Raw genomic sequence first — 23,447 nt, forward strand, 5'->3', positions numbered from 1 at the left:
AGGGGGAGGTGATAGCTATAAGCATAGCAACAGACCTACCCAACAGGAAATCCCTATAGAGGGCTTCATAAGCAAACCCTGAGCTTGAGCTGCAGCTTGTGGCTCAAGCTATGACCCCGAGACCTTTAGGGGTCACATGTCTGAGCGGGCTATCAATAGTGGGGAGGCTTCGGCTTTCCCCCCATACCCCCTGACCACTACCACGAAGCATGAGGTTTCTCACCGAGGCTCTCAGCTGACGCATGACGCTTGCTAAAGGCTTGGAGGGAAAAGAGGCCCTGCAGGCAGCCTACCGAAGCCTGTGACCCCTCCCAGCGCCTCTACAGCACCGTAGAACAAGCCGTAGTACGCGCGGTGCCTGTTGACTGGGATTCAGCCTTGCTGATACTCCTTGTTTTGCTGAGGCTAATGGCTGATGCGATGCCTGTAACGGGAATGGAACTGCAGCCCCCGGGCACCATTAAAGTCAATAAAATCAAGTCAGGTAGCGTATTCAGTGATTATGTTCACATTGCTGTCCATCCTCTGTACCCGCGCTCAGGCAGGTGGTGCGTTTGGAGTGCACTCGCTTAGAGGGTAGGAAGCCTTCATGCATTGCAAACACGTGCGGAATTGCTTTACATTCTGGAGGAGGACACTGAGATCAGGTCTTGATTATTCATGACATTGAGCTTGACCGCAGATAATCCAAGTCGATGATCTTCAGGGTCTTCGAGTTGCCGGACTATAGTTGCATCAGAATGTGGTCCGGATCATATGGAGATGGGTCAATAACCTGTGCCTTGGTCAGTTCGCCACATAGGTCCAGCTCGAGTAACGTACCTGCTTGCATGACATTGGGCTCTACGAAGGCATATGCGAGGTTCATGCCGACGCGGTGCCCCCATGCGCCGGAGGTGACGGTTCCAACGACGTCGCCATTTTTCATGACCGAGGCGCCGGGATGGGCGGGGGCATGGGTCGCATCAACGTTCAGCGTTACCAGCTTCTTGCGCAAACCATGAGATTTTCGCTTGATCAGGGCCTCTTTCCCGACGAAATCCCCTTTTTCCAATTTGACAAAACGGTCCAGCGCCGTCTCGTGAGGGTCGAATTCGGTTAGCAGGTCCGCCTTCCAGTGCAGGAAACCTTTCTCAAGTCGCATCGATTCCACGGCGCGCGCACCGAACAGGGACAGCCCATGCGCCTTACCTGCCTCGCGCAGCGCGAGATAGGCTGCGTATAGCGACGCGTTGGGCACGTGGATTTCATAGGCCAGTTCGCCGGAAAAGCTGAGAGACATCACGGTGGCCGGTGCAAAGCCGATGAAGCATTCGCGCACTGACAGCCACGGAAACGCCTTCGCCGACCAGTCAGCGCGGCTGACCGCTTGCATCACTTCACGCGATCTCGGCCCGGCCAGTACGAGGATCGTCTGATCATTGGTCAGGCTTCGGATCTGCACGTCCTCACCTTCACGCAGATGCATCTGCAACCAGTCCATGTCGTGGTATTCGCTCGCGGCTCCCGAGCCGTACCAGACCCGCTCCGGCCCCCGGTCGCTGGCCGGAAGGTTCGCCACCGTCGCCTCTGCCTTCATCATGCCGTGATGGTTCAGCAGGTAGCCCAGCCCAATGCGACCTGTGCGTTTCGTCACAGTGCCGCAGAACATCCGGTCAAGAAAACTGTGCCGGTCCGCGCCGGTGATCTCGAACCGGTTGAACCCGTTGACTTCACACAGCCCGACGTTCTTTTGCACGTTCCGGACCTCTGTGCCGATGATGTCGAAAGTCTCGTCGAAGTCAAATGTCAGCGTGGGATGAAATTCAGGGCTGGGCTTTATGTAGTCGACCCGCTCCCATCCGTTTACCACGGTAAACTCGGCCCCCTCGGCGGCCAGCACCGGTGTGAGGGGCGTCGTCTTGGCCGGACGGCCCGCGGCGCGATGCTCATGCGGGAAATGGAAACGGAATTCGTTTTGATAGTCCTCGATGGCCTTGAGCGACGTCAGCTCCACATTGGCGTGGCCTGTGAACCGGCGCGGGTCGAGACACCAGGTGTCGTAACATGCCTCGCCATGCACGATTTGCTGCGCCAGAAGCCAACCATGCCCACCCCCTTCGCCAAGACCGGCGCGCAGCCCGATGATGCAAAACGCATTGCGCTTGCCCGGGATCGGGCCGACCAGTGGGGCGCCGTCGATGGTATAGGTGATCGGGCCATTGACCACCCTTTTGATTCCGACTTCCGCCAGAACCGGCATCCTCGCGAAGGCACCTTCAAGTACATCCATCACCCGGTCCAGGTCATCGGGGCAAAGATCATTCGAAAAACTCGGGCTGATCCCGTCCATACCCCAAGTCCGGCAATCCTGTTCGTAGAATCCAACGAGGAGGCCGCCCTTTTCCTGGCGGGAGTAATAGTCGGAGATCGGGCAGCGCAGCAGCGGCATTCGGTGTCCCGCCTCGGCGATTGCCGGGATATCCTCGGTTACGAAATATTGATGCTCCATCGACGCAACAGGATGGTGCACCCCCATCATCGCGCCGACCTCGTTCACGCGGTAACCGCAGGCATTCACGACGATATCGGCATCGATGGTGCCCTTGTCTGTCTCGACCGTCCAGGTGTCGTCGCTCTTCTGGGTCAGCCCGGTGACGGTTGTCTGGCGATAAACTTCGGCGCCCGCTCTGCGGGCGTGAAAGGCCAGAGCCTGACAGAGCTGCGCCGGATCAATGTCACCGTCTTCGCCATCCCAGAGCCCGCCCAGCAGATTGTCGGTCGAGATCAGCGGGTGGCGGCGCGCGCATTCGACGGCGTCGATCACCTCGTAGGTGACGCCCATGCCGCGCGCCATCGAGGCGAAATGACGGTAGCCCTGCATTTGCGCTTCTGTATTGGCCAGCCGAATTCCGCCATCACCATGGTGATACCCGACAGGGTAGTCGGGGTCGTCCCGCAGCTTTTTATAGAGTGAGATCGAATGCGATTTCAGCCCGACCATTGTCTGGTTCATGCCGAAATTCGTCACCTGCGCCGCCGAGTGCCAGGTCGTGCCCGATGTCAACTCGTCTCGCTCGATCAAGACGACATCGCTCCAGCCTTCTTGCGTGAGGTGATAAAGCGTCGAGCAACCGGCAATTCCGCCGCCAATGACGGCAACCTTGGTCCGCGATTTCATGATCCGTCTCCGTTCGTACGTGACCGAGACTGGGGCGTGGTTTTGCGGTCTTGGCAATCGAAATCCCGTTGTTACGAAAATTTCGAAAATGCATTCCTATATTTTCGAAATTTGGCCACCGGGTCTTGCCCGTCCCACCATGTCCTGTCCAGATCAATGCAGCATTCAATGATGAAAGCGGACCCTCGTGGCGGAAAGATCCAGACGTGCCGGACGCACGGAGCGCATGGCGAAACGCCGTGCCAAACCAATGCTTGATCCCTGTCCACCCGGTCAGGCGGGCGGTTCCTACAAGCCTCTCACCGAGGCTGAACTCAACGCGATCTACGATACCGCGCTGACCTTGCTGGCAAACCTCGGCCTAGGCGATGTCCCGGCGCGCCTGCACGGCGACCTGTTGCGCATTGGCGCCCATGACAGTGGCAAGGGGCGGATACTCTTCCCGCCCAGGCTCGTGCAGGACGCTGTGGACCATGCCGCAAAGACCTTCACTTTGCACGGGCGTGACCCGGCCCGGTCCATAGAGGTCGGTGGCAACCGCGTATATTTCGGCACTGGTGGGGCGGCCGTGCAGACATTGGACCTCGACACGCACCTCTATCGCCCCTCAACCCTGAATGACCTGCACGATTTTACCCGACTGCAGGACACGCTCTCCAATATCAGCTGGTACACCCGCTGTTGCGTGGCCACGGACGTGCCGGACAATTATGACTTGGACGTGAACACCGTTTACGCGCTTTTGCGCAACACGACAAAACCTGCCGCCACCTCGTTTACCCTCGCGGATCACGTGGCACCGATCATCGAGATGCTCGATATCGCCGCCGGCGGCCCCGGCGCATTCTCGGAACGTCCTTTCATGAAGGCGCATGTCAGCCCGATCATCTCACCCCTGCGTTTCGGTGAAGATGCCGTCGACGTGGTCTACGAATGCGTTCGGCACAACATTCCCATATCATGCATCACTGCCGCGCAGGCCGGTGCCACGGCACCCGCGACGCTTGCGGGTTTTCTCGCGCAGTCATTGGCCGAAACATTGGCCAGCCTCGTGATGGTCCACGCCATTCAGCCCGGCTTTCCCATGGTGTTTTCCAATTGGCCACTGGTCATTGACCTGCGCACTGGTGCATTCGCAGGCGGCAGTGGCGAAACCGCCGTGCTCAATGCGGCCTCGGCGCAGCTTTCCAACTGGCTGGGCCTGCCCTCCGGGGTCGCCTGTTCGATGACCGACGCCAAGGCCATCGACGCGCAGTACGGCATGGAAAAGGGGTTGACGTCCATGGCCGCCGCGCTGGCGGGCGGCAACCTGATCTACGAAAGCTCCGGCATGACCGCCTCGCTACTGGGCGTCAGCTTCGAGGCGTTCGTTCTCGACGACGAGATGCACTCGCACACCTACCGCACCCTGCGCGGCATCGAGGTCAGCGACGGCAATCTGGGCTATGACGCGATCGTCGAGGCCGTGCTCGGTGATGGGCATTTCCTCGGCGGGCAACATACCCTTGCCGCAATGGAGCGGGATTATTTCTATCCCACTCTGGCCAACCGCGAAGAGCCGCGCAGCTGGGCACAGAATGGCGCCAAAGACGCTTGGTCTCTGGCCAATGCCCGTTCGCGCGAAATCCTCGGAACCCATCATCCGGAGTACCTGACACTGGATCAGGACCGCGCCATCAGGAAGCGCTTCAACATTCTTTATGGTTGATTGTTGTTGACCTAAAGCCTTCGACCCAAAACATGAGTTACAGCCTTGGGGCGAAGGCCGCGCAACATGTGACTGTTGCACGCGCCCTGCCTTTATCTGATGTGTCAGGTTAAAGGCAGGACGCTTTAATCAATCAGCTTGAACTGATCCTCAAGCCACGGAGCGGTCTCCAGCAAGGGTCGTATCACCTGCGCGTCCAGAGCATTGCGAATTCTGCCATTCACGATATCCAGCACCGACCGCGAGCAATCCGGCGTCGTGATCAGCGACAATGTCCTAGAAAACCGTTTTCCCGGAAAGGGCTGCATCCGTAGCTTCGGCTGAAACCGCTTTGCCCGCGAGAATAGCAAGGGCGTCGTGATGGTCCAGCCTGCGCCCGCCGCGACCATAGCCATCAGTGTTTGGTTACTGCCGCATTCAAACTTGTGGGGCAGGCTCAGACCCACCCGGCGAAGCTGCGCCTCGATCTGTCCCGCGATGATCAGGTTGCTGGAAAACTGCAAGAAAGGCAGGCCGTAGCCGTCCCTGAGGACGTCCGACACCGAAGGTTCCACACCGGCTGGCAACACGATGATAAAGGGATCGCGCAAAAGCGGCCTGTCCTGGAGATCGCGAAGGCGGTCAGGGGGCGCCGTCGCGACCCCGAGGTCCAACTCCCTGTCTTGCAGCATCTCGATGATCTCGTGACTGGTCGCCGTGTGATAGAGAAAATCGCAATCGGGCATTCGTTGTGACAGGTGGACGGCGAGGTCAGGGATGACGTCGCTTTCAAGGTCTTCGATCGTGCCCAGCCTAAGATAGCTGGCCTCGGTCAGGTTGCCCGCGGAGGCCTCTGCCTTGGCCTTGCGGATCGCCTGTAGCGCGATGTCGATATCACGCAGGAACATGTGGCCCTTCGGCGTCAGGACCATCGGCCTGCGCGCATGGTTGAAAAGCTCGACACCAAGATGATCTTCGAGCCTCCGCAGATGGTGCGACACCGTACTGACCGACAGCCCGGCCTCCTGCGCCGTCTCGCGAAGCGATCCGTTGCGGGCACAAAGCTGGAATATTTCCAGCCATTTCAGGTTGAGTCCCTTGCGTGCACTTGGTTTGGGCATCACGATATCTATCCTGCAGCGTCATCATGCCGCCATTCTGCGGCCCAACGCCCTTCAAATCGTCATAGTGCATATCGTCAGGCAAGCCAAACTGAGGCGGAGGTCCAAGACCAAATTCTTGGGTGCTGCACAGCTTTGGTGGACCGGTTTTCCACGCCTGACCGGCAAGGGGACCTTCGTACATGGATTGCCTCGGTACGGATTGGGCCGCGACGAGTGCGAAGTGACCCTAGGCTGGATCTGCCGCCATGCTGACCGCATTCCTGGTCCACTGCGCAAGCGCTTCCTGATCGGGCGGTAATTGGGTGGCAAGACTGCCGGCAAACCGTTCAAAGGCGGTTTGGTTCAAACTGTTAAGTCCGACAAGCACCGGGATATCAAGTTCGACAGCCTGAGCGAGAACATCGCGGAATCCGCGACCTTCGGCCTCGTGTTTGCCAAACTTGTTGATAATCAGCAGGTCAATGCGCTCATCAAGTTGGGCGGCCACTCGGGCGACCGCCGTTTCCAGCGCCTCGGGATCAAGGCGGCAACCGCGTGCATTCGGGCCAAGGTTCTGACTGATACGCAGTATCGGGCCGTCGGGCAAGATGCGCACATCCATGTCACAGGGGCCTGCATCAGGGCGCTCGGTGTTGATTTGAACGGTGCCGCATAGCCGTAAACCTTGTGCAATGAGGTCAGATGCCAGATCGGCAAGTATGAGGTCAGTGTCACCGCGTCCGGGCGCCATGGTGTAGGCAAGTTTCATGTCTTGGTCCTCAGCTGTCACAAAAGGCAGAAAATTCGACCAACGCCCCCGCGGGAAGATGATCACTCTCGGCAGGCAGAAAGATCAACCCGTCCGCAGAAGCCAACTCGCTGGCGCGCGCCGAATGCGAGGCTGAGGCGCAGGACGATACTTCGCGTCCCCGGTCATCGAAGCCCACGAGTTTGGCGGGCCTCAGTTCACAGCGGCCAGGCTTTCGGTTGATTGCATCAGCAGTCACGACGTGACGTCGGGCCACGCGGGGACTTTCCTGCCCAGTCAATGCGTGGATCAGCCTGGTGCCGAAGACCTGCCATGTCACGAAGGCCGCAGCCGGGTTGCCGGGCAGGCCCAGCCAATGACACCCGGCCAGACTTCCGTAGGAGACAGGTTTGCCCGGTTTGATGGCGACACCACTGAAATGAACCTCGGCGCCCAATCCGATCAAGGCAGGCTTCACATGATCCGCATCACCCACCGACACGCCTCCGGTGGTTACGATCAGGTCAACCCCCTTGGCCAGTTCAGCCAAGCGCGCGGTCATAAGATCAGGATCATCCTTCAGGTGTTCGACCAAGATCAAGTCAAGCTCAGGCCCTGCCAGCGCGGCTTGCAACATGGGGGTGTTCACATCCCAAATCTGCCCCTCTGTACGCTCTCGGCCCGGCGCGCGTACTTCGCTTCCCGTCACGACAAGGGCGATGCGCAAAGTGCGACGAACCCGCAGCGATGCTGCACCGCAGGCGGCACTGGCCGCTATCTGCCGCGGCCCAAGACGGCACCCTGCGCTGAGGATGGTCTGGCCTTGCTGCATCTCTTCGCCAGCTTGCCGAATGTTTTCACCTGGCTTTGGTCGCATATCCAGGCGGACAGTGGCACCTTGCCGGATGACGTCTTCTTGACGGATCACCGCGTCAGCCCCCTCGGGCAATGGTGCACCGGTCAGGATACGGGCTGCGCCGACAGGGGCGAGGGGCGCTTTGGCCATCGCTCCGGCGGCAATATGGTCAATCACAGGCATGATCCAGGGGCCGTCGCCTCGAAGCCCTGTTGTATTGACCGCATAGCCATCCATCGCCGCTGAGTTGAACGCCGGAGCCTTGTCAGCGGCGCGCACGGGCGCGGCCAGTACACGCCCAAGCGCTTGTGACAATGGAATAACCTCTGTGTCCACGAGCGGCGTGGCATGATCGTCAATCCGAGCAAGCGCGGCATCAATACTGATCAGTTTCGTGGTTTCCTCAGGCGCGTCGCACCCGCAGCCCCGCGTCGTGATCTTGGAAATGATTGTCATTGCGCGGCCTTCCCTTCAAAATGTCCAGGCCCGATCGAGCAGTCAAGATCGCGCAATCGGCCATCTTTCAACCCGTATATCAGGCCATGCACACGGATATCTGCGCCGTTGGCCCAAGCCTTTTGCAGGATCGGGGTTTCCGCCACCCGGCGCACACCCTCAATCACGTTGAACTCGGCCAGCCGATCACGCCGTGCCTCGCCATCGGTTTCTTGCGAAAGATCGACAGCATAGGCACGGGCGAGCCTCCGGATAGGTTCTAGCCAGTGATCGGCCAACCCGTGCGGAAGGGCCTCGGTTGCCGCCTTGACACCGCCACACCCATAATGCCCGCACAAGATGATCTCGCGGACACACAGCGCCTCAACAGCGAATTCGAGGGCTGAAAGAAGATTCAAATCAGCAGAATGGACAACATTCGCCACGTTTCGGTGCACAAAGACTTCACCGGGGTCGAGGCCTGCCACCACATTGGCCGGAACGCGGCTGTCGGAGCAGCCGATCCAGAAGAACTCCGGCGCTTGTTGTGCGGCCAGCCGGGCGAAATAGCCCGGGTCCGCGTTGTAGCGCTTTTCGGACCATTCACGGTTGCGGTTCATCAAATCATTCAGCATGGGGCCTCTCCATAAGGCGGTCCAACCCGCGGCGCTGCATCATGCGCAGGCGCAGCGTATCGAGGTCTTCGCTGGTCAGCCGGACCCGGGCGAGGGGCAGAATGACGGCGTTCTCCAGGATCAGGTGTCGCCGAGAATGGTCCGCAAAGGTGGAAAGCGCCGCGCTGTCCTCGCCCGAAAGCTCCGTACCGGCAGCAAATTTCTTCAGTATGGTCAACACCGTCGGCGTATTGATTGCCGCATGTCGGCGATCCGTATGGAGGCGTTCAAGCACGCGTCCGATCTCGTCCTCTTTCATGCAACGGCGACGTAGAAGCGGGAACAGGTCCTGTTCCTCGTCAGCGATATGCAGCGGAAGTTCCTGACCCAAAAATTCCGCAATCTTGCCGGCCAGGTCGGCCATCGCGGTCTCGGTGCAAGCCAAATCAATAAGTGCCGCACAGAAGGTTCGTTCGCGCATATGGTCCTCATGGATGAAATCCAGAGGGTTGCCGAGCAACCGGTGAGCGGTGGGACTTTGCGAACCCGCCCGTCCGATGTTGTGCGCCTGCGCGTTCATTCTCTCAGCCCTTCCGCATTAACCCGCCTGCAGCTCGGCACCTGATATTTCGGCACTGGCCAGCAGGGTGTTGGTGAAATCCCGCGCGGCCTGCGCCCAAGCGGCCTTTTCCATGGCTAGGGCAATCTTGTCGCGTACGGTTTCGAAAGGTAGTTCGGCCCCAAGAGCCAAGGCATCCAAGCGGATCACATGATAGCCGTGGCGCGTCAGAACGGGGGCTGCCGTAACCTCACCTTCGGCCATCTGCCGAAGCGTGGCTTCAAACTCGGGCACTGTGTCACCCGGACCAAGCTGGCCCAAGGCCCCGCCCGATGCGCGCGAGCCGCAATCACTGTGTTCCGTGGCCAGCCGGGTGAAACTGCGCGCATCACTTCGCACTTTTGCGATCAGGTCCTTGGCCCTGGCATGAGCCGCCTCGCGCGTGTCACTATCGCGAGGGTCGCAAGCAATGAGGATGTGCGACACCTCCCACAGGGGAGGCGCGCGAAACCGCGACGGATTGCGCAGCCATTCGGCGCGGATCGCATCCTCGCTCGGCGGCGCCACCTCCAGCGCCACGTCGAGAAGGCCCCGTATCAGCGCCTCCTCCTCGGTCTCATATCGGCCCGGGCCGACTTCGGCGGGATCAGGCTCAAGCCCTCGACGGCGCGCCTCTTGCACCAGCAGTGTGCGCATGGCGACCGCATTTGCGGCTTTGCGCCACGCCAGACCCGGCTTGCCGGCAGGCGCATCGTGATTCTGGACCTCGGCAGCGACAACCGCATGCGGCACGGTTTCGCCATTGACGACCAGATCAGGGAACAGTGGGGCATTCATAGCTGTCACTCCGCAGGTTTGGTGGATTGTCCGGCACCGGTGGCCCGATGCGCAGGCAACGCGGTCTGTCGACGGGTCCGCACGATTTGATAGCCTTTGCGCCCCAACAGATAGCGAAACGGCGCCGCAAAGCCCGACCAGATGTGCACGAGCCGCGTGAAGGGGAACAGCATGGTAATGATCAGGCCAAGGAAGATATGCAGCTTGTAAAGCCAGTGCACATTCACCACAGTAACCCAGGCATTGACGTTCCATGTAACCACGCTCTGCGACCATGTCATAAAGCGGACCATTTCCGCGCCATCCATGTGTTGAAGGGTTTGCGTGATCGTCAGCAGGCCGATGGCCAATTGCAACCAGATAAGTCCCATGATGATGATATCAGGGTAGCTTGAGGTCACGCGGATACGCGGATCTGTCAAGCGACGGTGCAGCAGCATTGTACTGCCGATCAGCGCCGCGATCCCCGCAGGTCCACCGATCAACACGGCCATCCATTGCTTCAACCAATAGGGCACACCCAAGGCATCCAGCACCCAGATCGGAGTGAATAGACCGATCAAGTGACCAAAGAACACCGTGATGATACCGACGTGAAACAGGATCGACCCCCAGATCAGTTGCTTGCGTCGCAAAAGCTGACTGGACGAGCTTTTCCATGTGAAAGGGTCGCGTTCGTATCGGGCGATGGACCCCACGAGGAACACCGTCAGCGCGACATAGGGGAAGACGCCGAAGATGATGAAATTAATGTCGAAATTGGCAAACATTGCTCAAGTCTCCTGTTCGACCGCATGCCGCGAAGCGCGCGGTTGGGTGGCCAAGGGCGTATCCATGCGCGAAAGCATGTCGCGCACTTGCGGGCAGCCGGCGTTGGGGTCAGGGCCAAAACGCACCTCGCTTTCCTCCCAGACCTCGTCGAGCGCCTCCAGATCGTTGGGGTCAAGCTCGGGCTGCTCCAGAAGCTCGGCCACGGCCTCGCTATCTGCTGTGGTGCCCGACAGCATTAAAAGAGCGGCGAACGCGGAGGCATATGGGCTTTCCCGCCGGGCGAGCCTGGTGTTCAAAGCCTCGAATATATGCGCCGCGTCCGCCAAGGTTTCCTGGACTTCAGTAAAGGGACGCGTTGCCAGGAATTCCAAAAGTACCGGCAGGTGGTCGGGCAGTTCCGTCGTGGCGGGCTCGAAACCGCCGTCACGGTAGGTCTCCATCAACGACACCATCGCCCCGCCCCGGTCACGGCTTTCGCCGTGGACGTGCTCAAAGAGGTTGAGAGACAAGGCGCGCGAGCGATCAAAGAGCATCACGTATTGCTCTTGCAGGTCATAGATGTCGCGCCCGCCAAGCTCCTCCACCAGCGGGCGCAACGCCCGGCGCGTTGCGGCAGTCAATCGCGAGTCAGAGGCCAGTATGCCCCCGATTTCGGGTATCGCCGCCTGCAATTCAAGCGTCGGGTAACTCAGGATCAGTGACAGCGCCTTTAGGGGTCTGTCTTGCAGTTGGGGGGCCATATCAACGCACCTCCTCGGGCATTTTGAGGGGTTTCTTGGACCCGCCGAACAGCGACCCCTTTGAAATACCGGTGGAACAGCCGTTGCCGTCGGTAAAACCGCATCCACCCTTGAGGTCATAGGCCTCTTCCACCTGTTCGCGGTGGGTGGTGGGGATCACGAAACGATCCTCGTAGTCGGCAAGAGCCATGATCCTGTACATATCCTCGATCATGCGTCCCGACAGGCCCACACGCGCGGCCAGCCCTTCGTCGCGCACCCCGTCAATGGATTTGGCCCGCATATAGGAGCGCATGGCCAACATCCGTTCCAACGCTTGCGCCACCGGGGTCTCATCCCCAGCGGTCAGCATGTTGGCCAGGTAACGCAGCGGAATGCGCAGGTTCTTGACGTCGGGCATATCGCCATCCATGCCGATAGCGCCTGCTTCCGCCGCGTTCTGGATGGGCGATAGCGGAGGAATGTACCAAACCATGGGCAGCGTCCGGTATTCCGGGTGCAGCGGGAAGGCGACCTTCCATTCCATGGCCATCTTCCAGATCGGGCTTTCCTGTGCGGCCTTGATCCAATCCTGTGGGATCTCGGCGGCCTTGGCGGCCTCGATCACGTCCGGATCATTTGGGTCGAGGAAAACGCCAAGCTGCGCATCATAAAGATCCATCTCCTCGGCCGCGTTCGCCGCCTCCTCGATCTTGTCGGCATCATAAAGCATCACGCCCAGGTACCGGATACGCCCGACGCAGGTTTCCGAGCAGACGGTCGGCTGGCCGGACTCAATGCGCGGATAGCACAGGGTGCATTTCTCGGATTTACCTGTCGACCAGTTGTAATAGATCTTCTTGTACGGGCAGCCCGAGACACACATCCGCCAGCCGCGGCATTTCTCTTGGTCAATCAGAACGATGCCGTCCTCTTCGCGTTTGTAGATCGCGCCCGAGGGGCAGGATGATACGCAGGTGGGATTCAGGCAGTGTTCACAAAGCCGCGGCAGATACATCATGAAGGTGTTTTCGTACTCGCCGTAAATCTCCTTCTGAATGCCTTCGAAGTTGTAATCCTCGGACCGTTTCGAGAACTCCCCACCCAGAATTTCCTCCCAGTTGGGGCCTTTCTCGATCTTCTCGATCCGCTCGCCGGTGATCTTGGAATAGGGGCGCGCGGTGGGAAAATGATCCATCTCGGGGGCTGACTTCAGGTGGTCATGATCGAAATCGAACGGCTCGTAATAGTCGTCGATCTCGGGCAGATCCGGATTGGCGAATATATTCGCCAATATCCGCCATTTGGAGCCTTGCTTGGGCTGTAGCTTACCCGCCTTGGTCCGTTCCCAACCACCGTTCCAACGGGCCTGGTTTTCCCAATCGGTGGGATATCCGGTGCCCGGCTTGGTTTCGACATTGTTGAACCATGCGTATTCAACGCCGTCGCGACTGGTCCAGACGTTCTTGCAGGTGACGGAGCAGGTGTGGCACCCGATGCATTTATCGAGGTTCAGCACCATGCCGATTTGCGCACGTACTCTCATTCCGCTGCCTCCTTCTGGGTTGCGGGTTGGTCGAGCCAGTCGACCTTTTGCATTTTCCGCACGATGACGAATTCATCGCGGTTTGCGCCCACGGTGCCGTAATAGTTGAAGCCGTAGGATTGCTGCGCGTAACCGCCGATCATGTGCGTGGGCTTAAGGACAGTGCGGGTCACGGAGTTGTGGATACCCCCACGATGGCCGGTCTTTTCCGACCCGGGCGTGTTCACGATCTTTTCCTGCGCGTGATACATGAAGGTCGTGCCATCCTTGATCCGCTGGGATACCACCGCCCGCGCGGTCAGCGCTCCGTTGGTGTTGTAAAGCTCGACCCAGTCATTGTCCTCGATGCCGCAGGTCTTTGCGTCATTCTCGGAGATCCAGATCACCGGGCCACCACGATTGAGCGTCAGCATCAGCAGGTTGTCGGTATAGGTCGAATGGATGCCCCATTTCTGGTGCGGGGTGATGAAGTTGAGCACGACATGCGGCAGGCCATCGCGCGCCTCATGGTTGGTCTCGGCCCCGACCGTCTTGAGGTCGATCGGTGGCCGATACGACATAAGCCCCTCACCAAAGGCCCGCATCCACAGGTGATCCTGATAGAGTTGCTGACGACCTGTCAGGGTGCGCCACGGGATCAACTCATGCACGTTGGTATAGCCCGCGTTGTAGCTGACCTTCTCGCTCTCGATGCCCGACCATGTGGGCGACGAGATGATCTTGCGTGGCTGCGCCGCGATATCGCGGAAGCGGATCTTGTTGTGGTGCTCGCCCTCGGCCAGATGAACATGGTCACGGCCCGTCGCTTTGCCCAGTTGCTCCCATGCCTTGACGGCGACATTGCCGTTGGTCTCGGGGGCCAGCATCAGGATCACCTCACAGGCGTCGATAGCGCTTTCGATCAATGGGCGGCCCTCGGCCGGGCCCTCCGCCTTGACACCGTTGAGTGCGGCCAGGTCGTCCACCTCCACTTGTGTGTTCCAGGTGATGCCTTTGCCACCATTACCGAGCTCATCCAGTTTCGGCCCCAGCGAGGTGAAACGTTCATAAAGCGCCGGGTAGTCGCGCTCCACCGCGATGTAGTTCGGCGCGGTCTTGCCGGGGATCAGGTCGCATTCGCCCTTCTTCCAGTCCTTGACCTGATCCTGCGCGATCTCGGCAGGCGTATCATGCAGGATGGGCAGCGCCACGATGTCCGTCTCTTTGCCCAGATAGCCCGGCGTGATTTCCGACAGCTTGTGCGCAATCGACTTGAAGATTTCCCAGTCCGACTTGGACTCGTAGGCCGGGTCCACCGCCGCTTGCAGCGGGTGAATGAACGGGTGCATGTCCGAGGTGTTCATGTCGTCCTTTTCGTACCAACTGGCTGTTGGCAGAACGATGTCGGAATAGACACAGGTGGTGGACATCCGAAAGTCGATGGTCACCAGAAGGTCCAGCTTGCCGCGCGGCGCTTCGTCGTGCCACTTGGCCTCTTTCGGCAATTGGCGGCCTTCCTCACCCAGGTCCTTGCCCATGACGCCATTGTCGGTGCCCAGCAGGTGCTTGAGGAAATACTCGTGTCCTTTGCCGGATGACCCCAGCAGGTTCGAGCGCCAGACAAACAGGTTGCGAGGCCAGTTCTCGGGTGCGTCCGGGTCTTCGCAGGCCATTTGCAGATCGCCGGATTTGAGACCCTCGGCCACGTGCTCCTTCACGTCCTTGCCGGCCTCTTGCGCGGCTTTCGCCACCTCCAGCGGGTTCTGCCTGAGTTGTGGCGCCGACGGCAGCCAACCCATGCGCTCAGCCCGGATGTTGTAGTCAATCATGCTGGCATTCCAGTCGCCCTCGGGTGCGGTGGGCGATAGGATTTCCGAGGCCTCCAAGGTCTCGTAACGCCATTGATCCGAGTGGGCATACCAAGCACTGGTCGAGTTCATGTGCCGCGGCGGGCGCATCCAATCGAGTGCGAAGGCCAGGGGTTGCCAGCCGGTCTGCGGGCGCAGCTTTTCTTGGCCCACGTAATGCGCCCAGCCACCGCCGGACTGCCCCACGCAACCACACATCACCAGCATGTTGATGACACCGCGATAATTCATGTCCATGTGGTACCAGTGGTTCATGGCCGCCCCGATGATGACCATGGACTTGCCTTGGGTCTTTTCGGCATTGCCTGCGAATTCGCGCGCGACGTGGATGATCTTGTCCCGCGGGACACCGGTGATCTTCTCGGCCCATGCCGGGGTGCCCGGCATCTCGTCATCGTAGCTGTCGGTGACCCATTCGCCGCCAAGGCCGCGGTCCAGCCCATAGTTGGCGCAAAAGAGGTCAAACACCGTCGCAACCTTGACCGGGCCATCCGCCGTTTCGACCGTGCGCACCGGAATGTTGCGTGTCAGCACGTCAGGGTGATCGGCGCCGGTGTCGAACTGGCCAAAGCTCTCTCCACCAAAATAGGGGAAGTCGACACCAACGACATCGTCATGGTCTTCTTCCAGGACGAGGCTCATCTTCAGCTCGGTATCGGCACCGTTAGCCTTTTCTTCGAGATTCCATTCGCCATCTTCGCCCCAGCGATAGCCGATGGAGCCATTCGGGGCCACAAGCCCGCCGGAGGCCGCGTCAAGGGCAACGGTCTTCCACTCGGGATTGTTCTCTTCGCCCAGCTTGCCATCCAGATCGTCGGCGCGCAGGAAACGGCCGGCGACCAGACGGTCGCCTTTGTTCTCAAGTTTCACCAGCATGGGGAAATCGGAATACTTGCGGCAGTACTCCTCGAAATACTCGGCCTGCCGGTCAAGGTGGAATTCGCGCAGGATGACGTGGCCGAAGGCCATGCCCAGAGCCGCGTCCGTGCCTTGACGCGCGTTCAGCCAGACATCGCCGAACTTTGCCGCTTCGGAGTAATCGGGGCAGATCACGGCGGACTTGGTGCCTTTGTAGCGCGCCTCGGTATAGAAATGCGCATCCGGCGTCCGGGTCTGCGGCACGTTCGAGCCCCAGAGCAGCAGGTAGCCAGCGTTATACCAATCCGCACTTTCCGGCACGTCGGTTTGTTCGCCCCATGTCATCGGGCTGGCTGGCGGCAGGTCGCAGTACCAATCGTAGAAAGACATGCAGACCCCGCCAAGTAGCGACAGGTAACGCGAGCCGGCGGCATAGCTGACCATCGACATCGCCGGAATGGGCGAGAACCCGAAGACCCGGTCAGGGCCATAGGTCTTGGCCGTGTAGGCGTTGGCGGCGGCGGTGATCTCGGTCGCCTCGTCCCATGTTGCGCGCACGAAACCGCCCTTGCCGCGGGTCTCGACATATGAGGCGCGCAGGATCGGATCGTTCTGCAACTTGGTCCAGGCCTCGATCGGGTCCATCGTCTCGCGCATCTTGCGCCAGACCTTCATCAGGCGCCCCCGAACCAACGGGTTCTTTACCCGGTTGGCAGAGTAGAGATACCAGCTGTAAGACGCGCCCCGCGCACATCCCCGCGGCTCATGGTTCGGCAGGTCTGGCCGCGTACGCGGATAGTCAGTCTGCTGCGTTTCCCAGGTGACGATCCCGGATTTCACGTAAATCTTCCAGGAACACGACCCGGTGCAGTTGACCCCGTGGGTCGAGCGTACGACCTTATCGTGCCGCCAGCGGTTTCTGTATGTGTCCTCCCAGTCGCGGCTTTCGCGCGTGACCTGGCCGTGGCCGTCCGCGAACTGTTCCAGCTCTTTGGACTGGAGGAAGTTCAATCTGTCGAGCAGGTGGCTCATCTGATATCTCCTAGGTTTTGTCTCGCAGCCCCGGCGGACAAGTGGCCGGGGCATAGCTGGATTGTCGGATCAGGGGTTCTGGATGTAGGCGCCCGGGCGCAGGTAGAACCACCAGTTGATGGCGATGCAGACCGCGTAGAAGATCGCGAAGCCGTAAAGCGCATATTCCGGATGCCCGGCCTTCAACTGTTCACCGAACACTTTCGGGATGATGAAGGCACCATAGGCGGCAACGGCGGCCGTCCATCCAAGCACCGGTCCGGCCTGCTCCTTGTCGAAGGCAAAGGCGATTGTGCGGAAGGTCGAGCCATTGCCGATGCCAGTGGCGGCAAACAGGATCAGGAAGAGGCCAAGGAACGGGTAGAAATACTGTTCCGGTGTGGCCGAGGCATAGGCCTGCTGGATGAAGTAGGCGACACCAAGCGCGCTGGCGACCATGATGATCGAGATGATCTGCGTCACCTTTGCGCCACCTGCGCGGTCAGCCCACATGCCGCCGATCGGGCGGATCAGCGCGCCGATGAACGGGCCCATCCAGGCGAACATCAGGGCCGAGGGGCCATTGGGGTTCACCGTGTCATGGGTCATCAGCCCATCAACCTCGATATGGCTGAAGCCGAACACCACCTTGATGGTCAGCGCCAGCGCGGCGGAGTAGCCGATGAAGCTGCCGAAGGTCATGGTGTAGATGATGGTCATCGCCCATGTGTGCTTGTTGCCGAATATCTTGTACTGGCGCGACAGGTTCTGCCCCACCGCGCCCGGGATCATCTTGAGCCCCAGCACGGTCAGCGCGATGACGATGGGCAGCACGATCCATTTCGAAACACCCAGCCCCGAAGTGGGCAGCCCGCCTTCGACCCCCGGCAGCATCAACCACGCGCCAAAAGCGGCCGTGACAAAGCCGATCGCCAGCATGCCCGAGATCGTTGCGAAGGCGCCCAGCGGGTTAGGGATATCCGGCGACACATGTTCGTCACGGATGTTGTTCATGCCCATCCAGCCGATGATGGCCAGCGGTACAAGGAACACCAGCCAGATGAACCCGGCATTCTGGATGTAGGTTTCGGTGCCAGCCGGAATTTTTCCGATCAGCGTGCCCGAGGTGTTGACAAGAGTCCGGCTCTCGCCGCCAAAGATGCCCATGGTCATGGCCAGCGGTACGAGGATCTGCATGGTGGTCACGCCGAAATTGCCCAGACCAGCGTTCATCCCCAGGGCATAGCCTTGGATCTTTTTCGGGTAGAAAAAGCTGATATTCGACATGGACGAACTGAAATTGCCGCCGCCGATTCCGCTCAGGAAGGCAAGGATCTGGAAATACCAAAGCGGTGTGTTCGGGTCTTGCAGAGCCAACCCCGTGCCCGCCGCCGGGATCATCAAAAGCGCAGTGGTAAAGACGATGGTATTTCGCCCACCCGCGATGCGGATGAAAAAGGTCGACGGGATACGTAGCGTCGCGCCGGTCAGCCCCGCGATGGCACCAAGGGTGAAAAGATCGGACTTGGCAAAGCCGAAATCCAGGTTCACCATCTGCACCGTGATGATGCCCCAGTAGAGCCAGACGGCAAATCCGCACAGCAGGCTGGGAATGGAAATCCACAGGTTGCGGGTTGCAATGGACTTGCCCTTAGAGGCCCAGAAGCTCTCGTCCTCCGGTGTCCAGTTTCTTAAATCTTGTCCCATGTCAGGTCCTTTGAAGTGAGGTTGACGGGCGGGTGGGCCCCGCCCGACCGAGGTCAGCTGGAAGTTTGTGGTTCGGCATGTGCGGGTGCGCGTGCTTTGCCGGGCTGCGGCTTCTCAAGCGGCTGGTCAGGCACATCCGAAAGATAGCGCTCTCCGGCCAGGCCGGGGTGACGGGCCCGCTCCATTCGACGGATCGCGACATGCATCCAGATGGTCATGACGGCGACCAGCGCGAAGAGCAGCATGAACGGCGCGGTCCAGACACCGGTGAAATCCAGCAGCATGCCGAAGGCGATGGGCAGAAAGAACCCGCCAAGCCCGCCGATCATGCCGACGAGCCCGCCAACAGAACCGACGTGATGCGGGTAATAGACCGGGATGTGCTTGTAGACAGCGGCCTTGCCGAGGCTCATCATGAAGCCCAACAGGACAGTCAGGGCGACGAAGAAGCCGACGCTCAGCCCGAAATTGAATTCGATCGCGCCGTTAATTCCGGCCACGGTGTAGCTGGTCTCGGGATAGCTCATTATGAAGAGCACGATGAGCGATACGATGAAGGTCGCGTACATGACAGCACGCGCGCCCCACTTGTCGGACATCCAGCCGCCAAGAGCGCGAAATACCGAGCCCGGCAAGGAATAGAGGCCGGCAAAGACACCCGCGGTGGTCAGTTCCAGCCCGTAGGCGCCAACGTAGTAGCGCGGCAGAAAGCTGGCCAGCGCAACAAAGGCCCCGAAGACGAAGAAATAATAGGTGGCAAAGCGCCAGACCTGAATATTCTTGAGCGGTTCGAGCTGTTGACCGGTCGAGACCGGGCCCTCGCCGCTGATCTTGCGCGCCTCGTGTACCGGGTCGGTCTTGGCCAGCATGTAGAACAATACGGCCGTGATCGTGAGAACGATGGCATAAACCCGCGCAGTGCCTTCCCATCCCAGCGCGACAACAAGGAACGGTGCCGCAAAGTTGGTCACGGCAGCGCCGACATTGCCGGCCCCGAAAATGCCCAAAGCGGTGCCTTGGCGCTCTTTTTCGAACCAGCGCGATGTGTAGGCGACACCGACGATGAACGATCCGCCAGCAAGGCCGAGACCGAGTGCTGCGACAAGAAAGACCCAATAGGTCTCCACGCTGGTCAGAAGCCAGACCGCGACGGCGGTGATCAGCATTTGCAGCGGAAACATGACCCGGCCACCGAATTGCTCGGTCCAGACGCCAAGAAAGATCCGACTGACAGAGCCGGTCAGTACCGGTGTGGCCACCAGCAGGCCGAATTGGGTGTCGCTCAATCCGAGTTCCTGTTTGATCTGAACACCGATAATTGAAAAGATCGTCCACACGGCAAAGCAGACCGTGAAAGCGAAAGTGCTTAGCCCCAAGGCTCGGTACTGGTCCGAGCGTGAGACATCATCGAGTGTATGCATGTGCTGTCCCTCCAGAACGCTGCATCGGCTCTTCGCCAATGACAGGCTTGGGCTCGAAACTGTGGAGGGACACCGGTTTCTTGCTTGATCCAGATCAAGAATCCGGGGAATGTGTAGTCAAATAAATGGCTTGCAAAAGTTTGTCATGAGATGGCTCTTGGGCCATCAAGAGCCATGGAAACAAAGGCCAAGCAAACGCTTGATCTTTATCAAGTGAGGGGGCCGCGATTATCAAGAGGATCAAATAGGTGCGCTTAGGTATGCCCGATTCGGACTACCCGGACATTCGGGAGCTCGATATATTCAAGGATATGCAAAATGAGCATTTCCAGTCGCTCATGCGTGGCGCCTATGTTCAGAATTTTCCGGCCCAGATCGAATTGATCACCGAGGGCGAGCCAAGTGACTTCCTGCACATCGTGCTGTCCGGAACTGTCGATCTTTTTTCAACATGGAACAACCGTGAAACCAGTATGGCAACGGTTCGGCCCATCTCTACCTTCATCCTTGCTGCAACGATCAAGGATGCACCCTATCTGATGTCTGCGCGCACGCTTGAAAAAAGCCGGATCGCCTTGATCCCCAGTCAGGATGTTCGCGCTGTTTTCGATGCCGACAATGATTTTGCACGCGCGATCGTAACGGAACTGGCGCAGTGTTATCGCTCGGTCATCAAGGCACAGAAGGACCTCAAGCTCCGCTCCTCGCTCGAAAGGCTCGCCAATTACCTGCTCAGGCAACAAAAGCGTTCCGGAGGAGCGCCGAGTTTCGATTTGGCGCTCGAGAAACGTAGGCTGGCGTCGGTGCTTGGCATGACACCCGAGAACCTCAGCCGTGCCATCAAAGGGCTTCAACCCTATGGCGTCATGGTCACCGGCACCCATGTTACGATTGAGGACCAGGACGATCTAGAGCGTTTCGCGAAACCGAACCCACTTATTGACGATCACACAACTTGAGGACCGTTCCCATGATTAAGTCCATGCCCGGTGCTGCCGGAGATCTTGCCGAGCAGCATCCTGATATCTGGAAAGCCTATTCCGCCCTCGGCAAGGCGACGGCCGATTGCGGACCCCTGACAGACCGGGAAAAGCGGCTGGTCAAACTCGCACTGGCCATCGGTGCAGGCTCCGAAGGGGCGGTCCATTCGCACACTCGCCGGGCAAAGACGGACGGTATCGAGGCAGGGGCGATCATGCAGGTGGCCATGCTCGCGATCGGCCCGCTTGGTCTGCCTCGTGCCGTGGCCGCGAAGACCTGGATCGAGGACATCGAGGATTGACATTCACCTGAGTGTGCTGACCCCGAAAAGATGAGGATGAAACCAAATCAGCCCCGCATGAAGGACAAGGCCTGCGGCAAGTCGTAGTCCAAACTCCATGCCGGGCGTGTATGCGGATACCCTTGCAGGTATCGTTGTGCTGCGCATCCTTTGCCAATCGTCGCCCATCGCACGCTGCTTGCGTCTGTCGATAAGCCGCCCTCCGCTGCTTGCGAAAACGGCAAAGGTGCCAAGCATAGGCACATGCGCAACACGTTGGCCGACTGTGCCTGCCGCCCAAAAGACGCGTAAGGCACTGGCAAACCGTCACGCGGTACTTTGGTGACGGCACGCCTCTACACGGATTGCCTCCCGCTCCGGGACGACAAAGCTGGCGCAAAACCTTGTTGTATGGGAGGTCATCAACGTTCCTCAGCTTGAACAGACTTCTGAAAGTGACCCTCGATCGCCGTGCCCAACCACGAAAAGCTCATGCCGATACGAGATGTCGGTTCTGCCGCAGAAAGCTGACCCTTGTCTTGCCAAAGCCGCGTGCATCGTACTGACCCAATGCGCCAATACTGCGCGCACGATCATCAGAAGCGGCTGCGTCAGCCCGGCTTCCGGGTATTGATGAGCGGCAAGCGGCATTGCTACGACATGTTCGCTTTCGCCAGCCTCGTCAAACCATCAAAGCCGGGCTGATCTGTCGCCCGTGTCGACCAAATCCCCATGCCCCAACCTGTCACGCACCTCTTGGTCGTATTCGCCGATGCGTTGGACATTGTGCATGATCCGCGTGAGCCACCGCATTGCATCAGTTGCCTGAAAAGTATCCTGAACCGAATAAATCCCCGCGTGTTCCCCGAGCAGTAGGCCGCGCCGATGCTGCGCGAACCGACGCTTTACCAAGTCGCTCATGCGCGCAATATGCTGACCAATCTCTGTAAGCTCCATTGCCCGGTCGGGTGACAGACAGGCAGCGAACCATTTCGCCGGACGTCGCGTGATCGCGTCATGATTTAGCACGGGGATGAAGGCGTGATGCCTTGCCTGATCAATCAGGCGCACAAGGTGGTCGGCCTGGTGCATCAAAGCGGCAAATGCAGCCGCCTCGGCCGGCTTGTCGCGTGGGACCGAGATCTGTGCCATGTAGTCCCGCAAGTCCACCAGTGCCATCTTCACCCGAGGGTCCAACGTCGATAGCCGCCTTAAATCCCCCTTGGGTCCAAGGGCCAAAGCATAGGCGGCGAATATCTCGCGCGCCGCCCAGGTCACAGTGCCATGCGCAACCTGCATCGCCGCGCCCTCGTCGCTGAGCAGGCGACGATCCAGTTCCGGGGCCGCGTGCCCGCCCAAATCGGGCCGCAGCTTTGCGACCAGCGCAGCGAAGCGGTGGGTGACGGGCAGAAAGGCCAGAGTCCCTATCAGGTTGAACCCCGTATGAAACAGCACCAGCGCAGTATCCACCCCGGTTCGCGCAGCCAACGCCTCCAGCGGGTTTGCGATCACCAGCAGCATGGGAAAGGCGATCACCATGGTTCCAAGATTGAACAGCAGGTTCGCAATCGAAGTCTGCTGCATTGAACGCGACCCCCCAATCGCGGCGATGAGCGCGGTAAAGGTGGTGCCCAGGTTCATCCCGATCACCGCAGCCGCCGCTTGAATCAGCGGCAAAGCTCCGCTGCCCAATAGAACCAGCACGACAGCGATGGCCGCCGACGAGGATTGCATGACGACAGTAATCGCCAGCCCAAGCGCCGCCATCGCCAACATGCCTGTAATGCCTGTTCCGGGCATCCGCTCGGGCGTGATCCAGTCAGCCGCGCCAGACATGCCCTCTTGCATCAAATCCAGCCCGATAAAGAGCAGGCAGAACCCCGCCGCGATCCGGCCGAGCCGCGCGGCGCGTCCCTGCGACAAAAGCATCGTGAGACTCGCCAAGAACAAGAGCCCCATCGCAACCGCGCCCAATTTCAGCTTGAACCCCACCAGCGATACGATCCAGCCTGTGATCGTGGTGCCGATATTCGCGCCGTAGATCACTCCAAGCGCATGTGGAAAACTCAGCAGACCCGCCCCCACGAACCCCACGGTCATCACCGTCGTCGCCGAGGAGGACTGTATCAATGCCGTGGTGATCGCACCGCTCGCCACGCCCCGCAACGGGGTGGTGGTGAACCGGGCCAGCAGATGCCGAAGATTCGCGCCTGCCGCCTCTCGCAGCGCCTCCGTCATGATCTTCATGCCCAGCAAGAACAATCCGATCCCGCCCAATGCGCTGAGTGTTTCCGACATTATTGGTTA

Annotated in this window: 18 protein-coding genes; 3 read left to right on the forward strand and 15 right to left on the reverse strand. The window is 59.7% G+C overall.

Annotated elements, in window-relative coordinates; all coding sequences use genetic code 11:
- Positions 1-724: 724 nt before the first annotated feature.
- A complete protein-coding gene (locus QZ498_RS14210; protein ID WP_294623371.1) occupies positions 725-3,160 on the reverse strand; it encodes an FAD-dependent oxidoreductase in 2,436 nt (811 codons plus the stop codon).
- 187 nt (positions 3,161-3,347) lie between these two features.
- Between QZ498_RS14210 and QZ498_RS14215 the strand changes: the two genes are divergently transcribed.
- On the forward strand, positions 3,348-4,868 hold the full coding sequence (locus QZ498_RS14215; protein ID WP_294623373.1) for a trimethylamine methyltransferase family protein: 1,521 nt from the start codon (positions 3,348-3,350) through the stop codon (positions 4,866-4,868).
- 125 nt (positions 4,869-4,993) lie between these two features.
- On the opposite strand, the gene QZ498_RS14220 is transcribed toward QZ498_RS14215, so the two are convergent.
- The 12 genes from QZ498_RS14220 to QZ498_RS14275 all read right to left on the reverse strand — a co-directional run bounded on the left by QZ498_RS14220 (position 4,994) and on the right by QZ498_RS14275 (position 19,879).
- A complete protein-coding gene (locus tag QZ498_RS14220; protein ID WP_294623375.1) occupies positions 4,994-5,968 on the reverse strand; it encodes a LysR family transcriptional regulator in 975 nt (324 codons plus the stop codon).
- 229 nt (positions 5,969-6,197) lie between these two features.
- Positions 6,198-6,719, reverse strand: coding sequence for a DUF2478 domain-containing protein (locus QZ498_RS14225; protein ID WP_294623377.1), 522 nt, complete (start codon positions 6,717-6,719; stop codon positions 6,198-6,200).
- Positions 6,720-6,729: 10 nt separating this feature from the next.
- A complete protein-coding gene (gene glp / locus QZ498_RS14230; protein WP_294623379.1) occupies positions 6,730-8,010 on the reverse strand; it encodes a gephyrin-like molybdotransferase Glp in 1,281 nt (426 codons plus the stop codon).
- The gene (locus tag QZ498_RS14235; RefSeq protein ID WP_294623381.1) at positions 8,007-8,624 is read right to left on the reverse strand and encodes a carbonic anhydrase; all 618 of its coding nucleotides are present in this window, start codon (positions 8,622-8,624) and stop codon (positions 8,007-8,009) included. Before QZ498_RS14235 ends, glp begins: the two co-directional genes overlap by 4 nt.
- A complete protein-coding gene (locus QZ498_RS14240) occupies positions 8,614-9,183 on the reverse strand; it encodes a hemerythrin domain-containing protein (RefSeq protein WP_294623383.1) in 570 nt (189 codons plus the stop codon). Before QZ498_RS14240 ends, QZ498_RS14235 begins: the two co-directional genes overlap by 11 nt.
- Before the next feature lie 18 nt (positions 9,184-9,201).
- Positions 9,202-9,999: a peptidylprolyl isomerase gene (locus tag QZ498_RS14245; RefSeq protein ID WP_294623385.1), complete on the reverse strand. Its 798-nt coding sequence runs from the start codon at positions 9,997-9,999 to the stop codon at positions 9,202-9,204.
- 5 nt (positions 10,000-10,004) lie between these two features.
- The gene (gene narI, locus QZ498_RS14250; protein WP_294623387.1) at positions 10,005-10,769 is read right to left on the reverse strand and encodes a respiratory nitrate reductase subunit gamma; all 765 of its coding nucleotides are present in this window, start codon (positions 10,767-10,769) and stop codon (positions 10,005-10,007) included.
- Between the two features lie 3 nt (positions 10,770-10,772).
- On the reverse strand, positions 10,773-11,510 hold the full coding sequence (gene narJ / locus QZ498_RS14255; RefSeq protein ID WP_294623389.1) for a nitrate reductase molybdenum cofactor assembly chaperone: 738 nt from the start codon (positions 11,508-11,510) through the stop codon (positions 10,773-10,775).
- Position 11,511: 1 nt separating this feature from the next.
- A complete protein-coding gene (gene narH / locus QZ498_RS14260; RefSeq protein WP_294623391.1) occupies positions 11,512-13,035 on the reverse strand; it encodes a nitrate reductase subunit beta in 1,524 nt (507 codons plus the stop codon).
- Positions 13,032-16,772 (reverse strand): nitrate reductase subunit alpha, encoded by a 3,741-nt coding sequence (locus QZ498_RS14265; protein WP_294623393.1) that lies wholly within the window; start codon positions 16,770-16,772, stop codon positions 13,032-13,034. The genes narH and QZ498_RS14265 overlap by 4 nt, the downstream gene beginning before the upstream one ends.
- Before the next feature lie 69 nt (positions 16,773-16,841).
- A complete protein-coding gene (locus QZ498_RS14270; protein WP_294623395.1) occupies positions 16,842-18,458 on the reverse strand; it encodes an antiporter in 1,617 nt (538 codons plus the stop codon).
- Positions 18,459-18,511: 53 nt separating this feature from the next.
- Entirely contained in the window at positions 18,512-19,879 is a 1,368-nt protein-coding gene (locus tag QZ498_RS14275) for a nitrate/nitrite transporter (RefSeq protein ID WP_294623397.1), read from the reverse strand.
- 260 nt (positions 19,880-20,139) lie between these two features.
- On the opposite strand from QZ498_RS14275, the gene QZ498_RS14280 reads away from it, so the two are divergent.
- Positions 20,140-20,838, forward strand: coding sequence for a helix-turn-helix domain-containing protein (locus QZ498_RS14280; RefSeq protein WP_294623398.1), 699 nt, complete (start codon positions 20,140-20,142; stop codon positions 20,836-20,838).
- Positions 20,839-20,849: 11 nt separating this feature from the next.
- On the forward strand, positions 20,850-21,161 hold the full coding sequence (locus QZ498_RS14285) for a carboxymuconolactone decarboxylase family protein (protein WP_294623400.1): 312 nt from the start codon (positions 20,850-20,852) through the stop codon (positions 21,159-21,161).
- 3 nt (positions 21,162-21,164) lie between these two features.
- Here the strand turns inward: QZ498_RS14285 and QZ498_RS17080 are convergent, their stop codons facing one another.
- The gene (locus QZ498_RS17080) at positions 21,165-21,404 is read right to left on the reverse strand and encodes an NnrU family protein (RefSeq protein ID WP_367117650.1); all 240 of its coding nucleotides are present in this window, start codon (positions 21,402-21,404) and stop codon (positions 21,165-21,167) included.
- A 426-nt stretch (positions 21,405-21,830) separates the two neighbouring features.
- Entirely contained in the window at positions 21,831-23,438 is a 1,608-nt protein-coding gene (locus tag QZ498_RS14290) for a Na/Pi symporter (RefSeq protein WP_294623402.1), read from the reverse strand.
- Positions 23,439-23,447: the final 9 nt, after the last annotated feature.

This window comes from uncultured Roseovarius sp. (assembly GCF_913057115.1).
Taxonomy (GTDB): Bacteria; Pseudomonadota; Alphaproteobacteria; order Rhodobacterales; family Rhodobacteraceae; genus Roseovarius.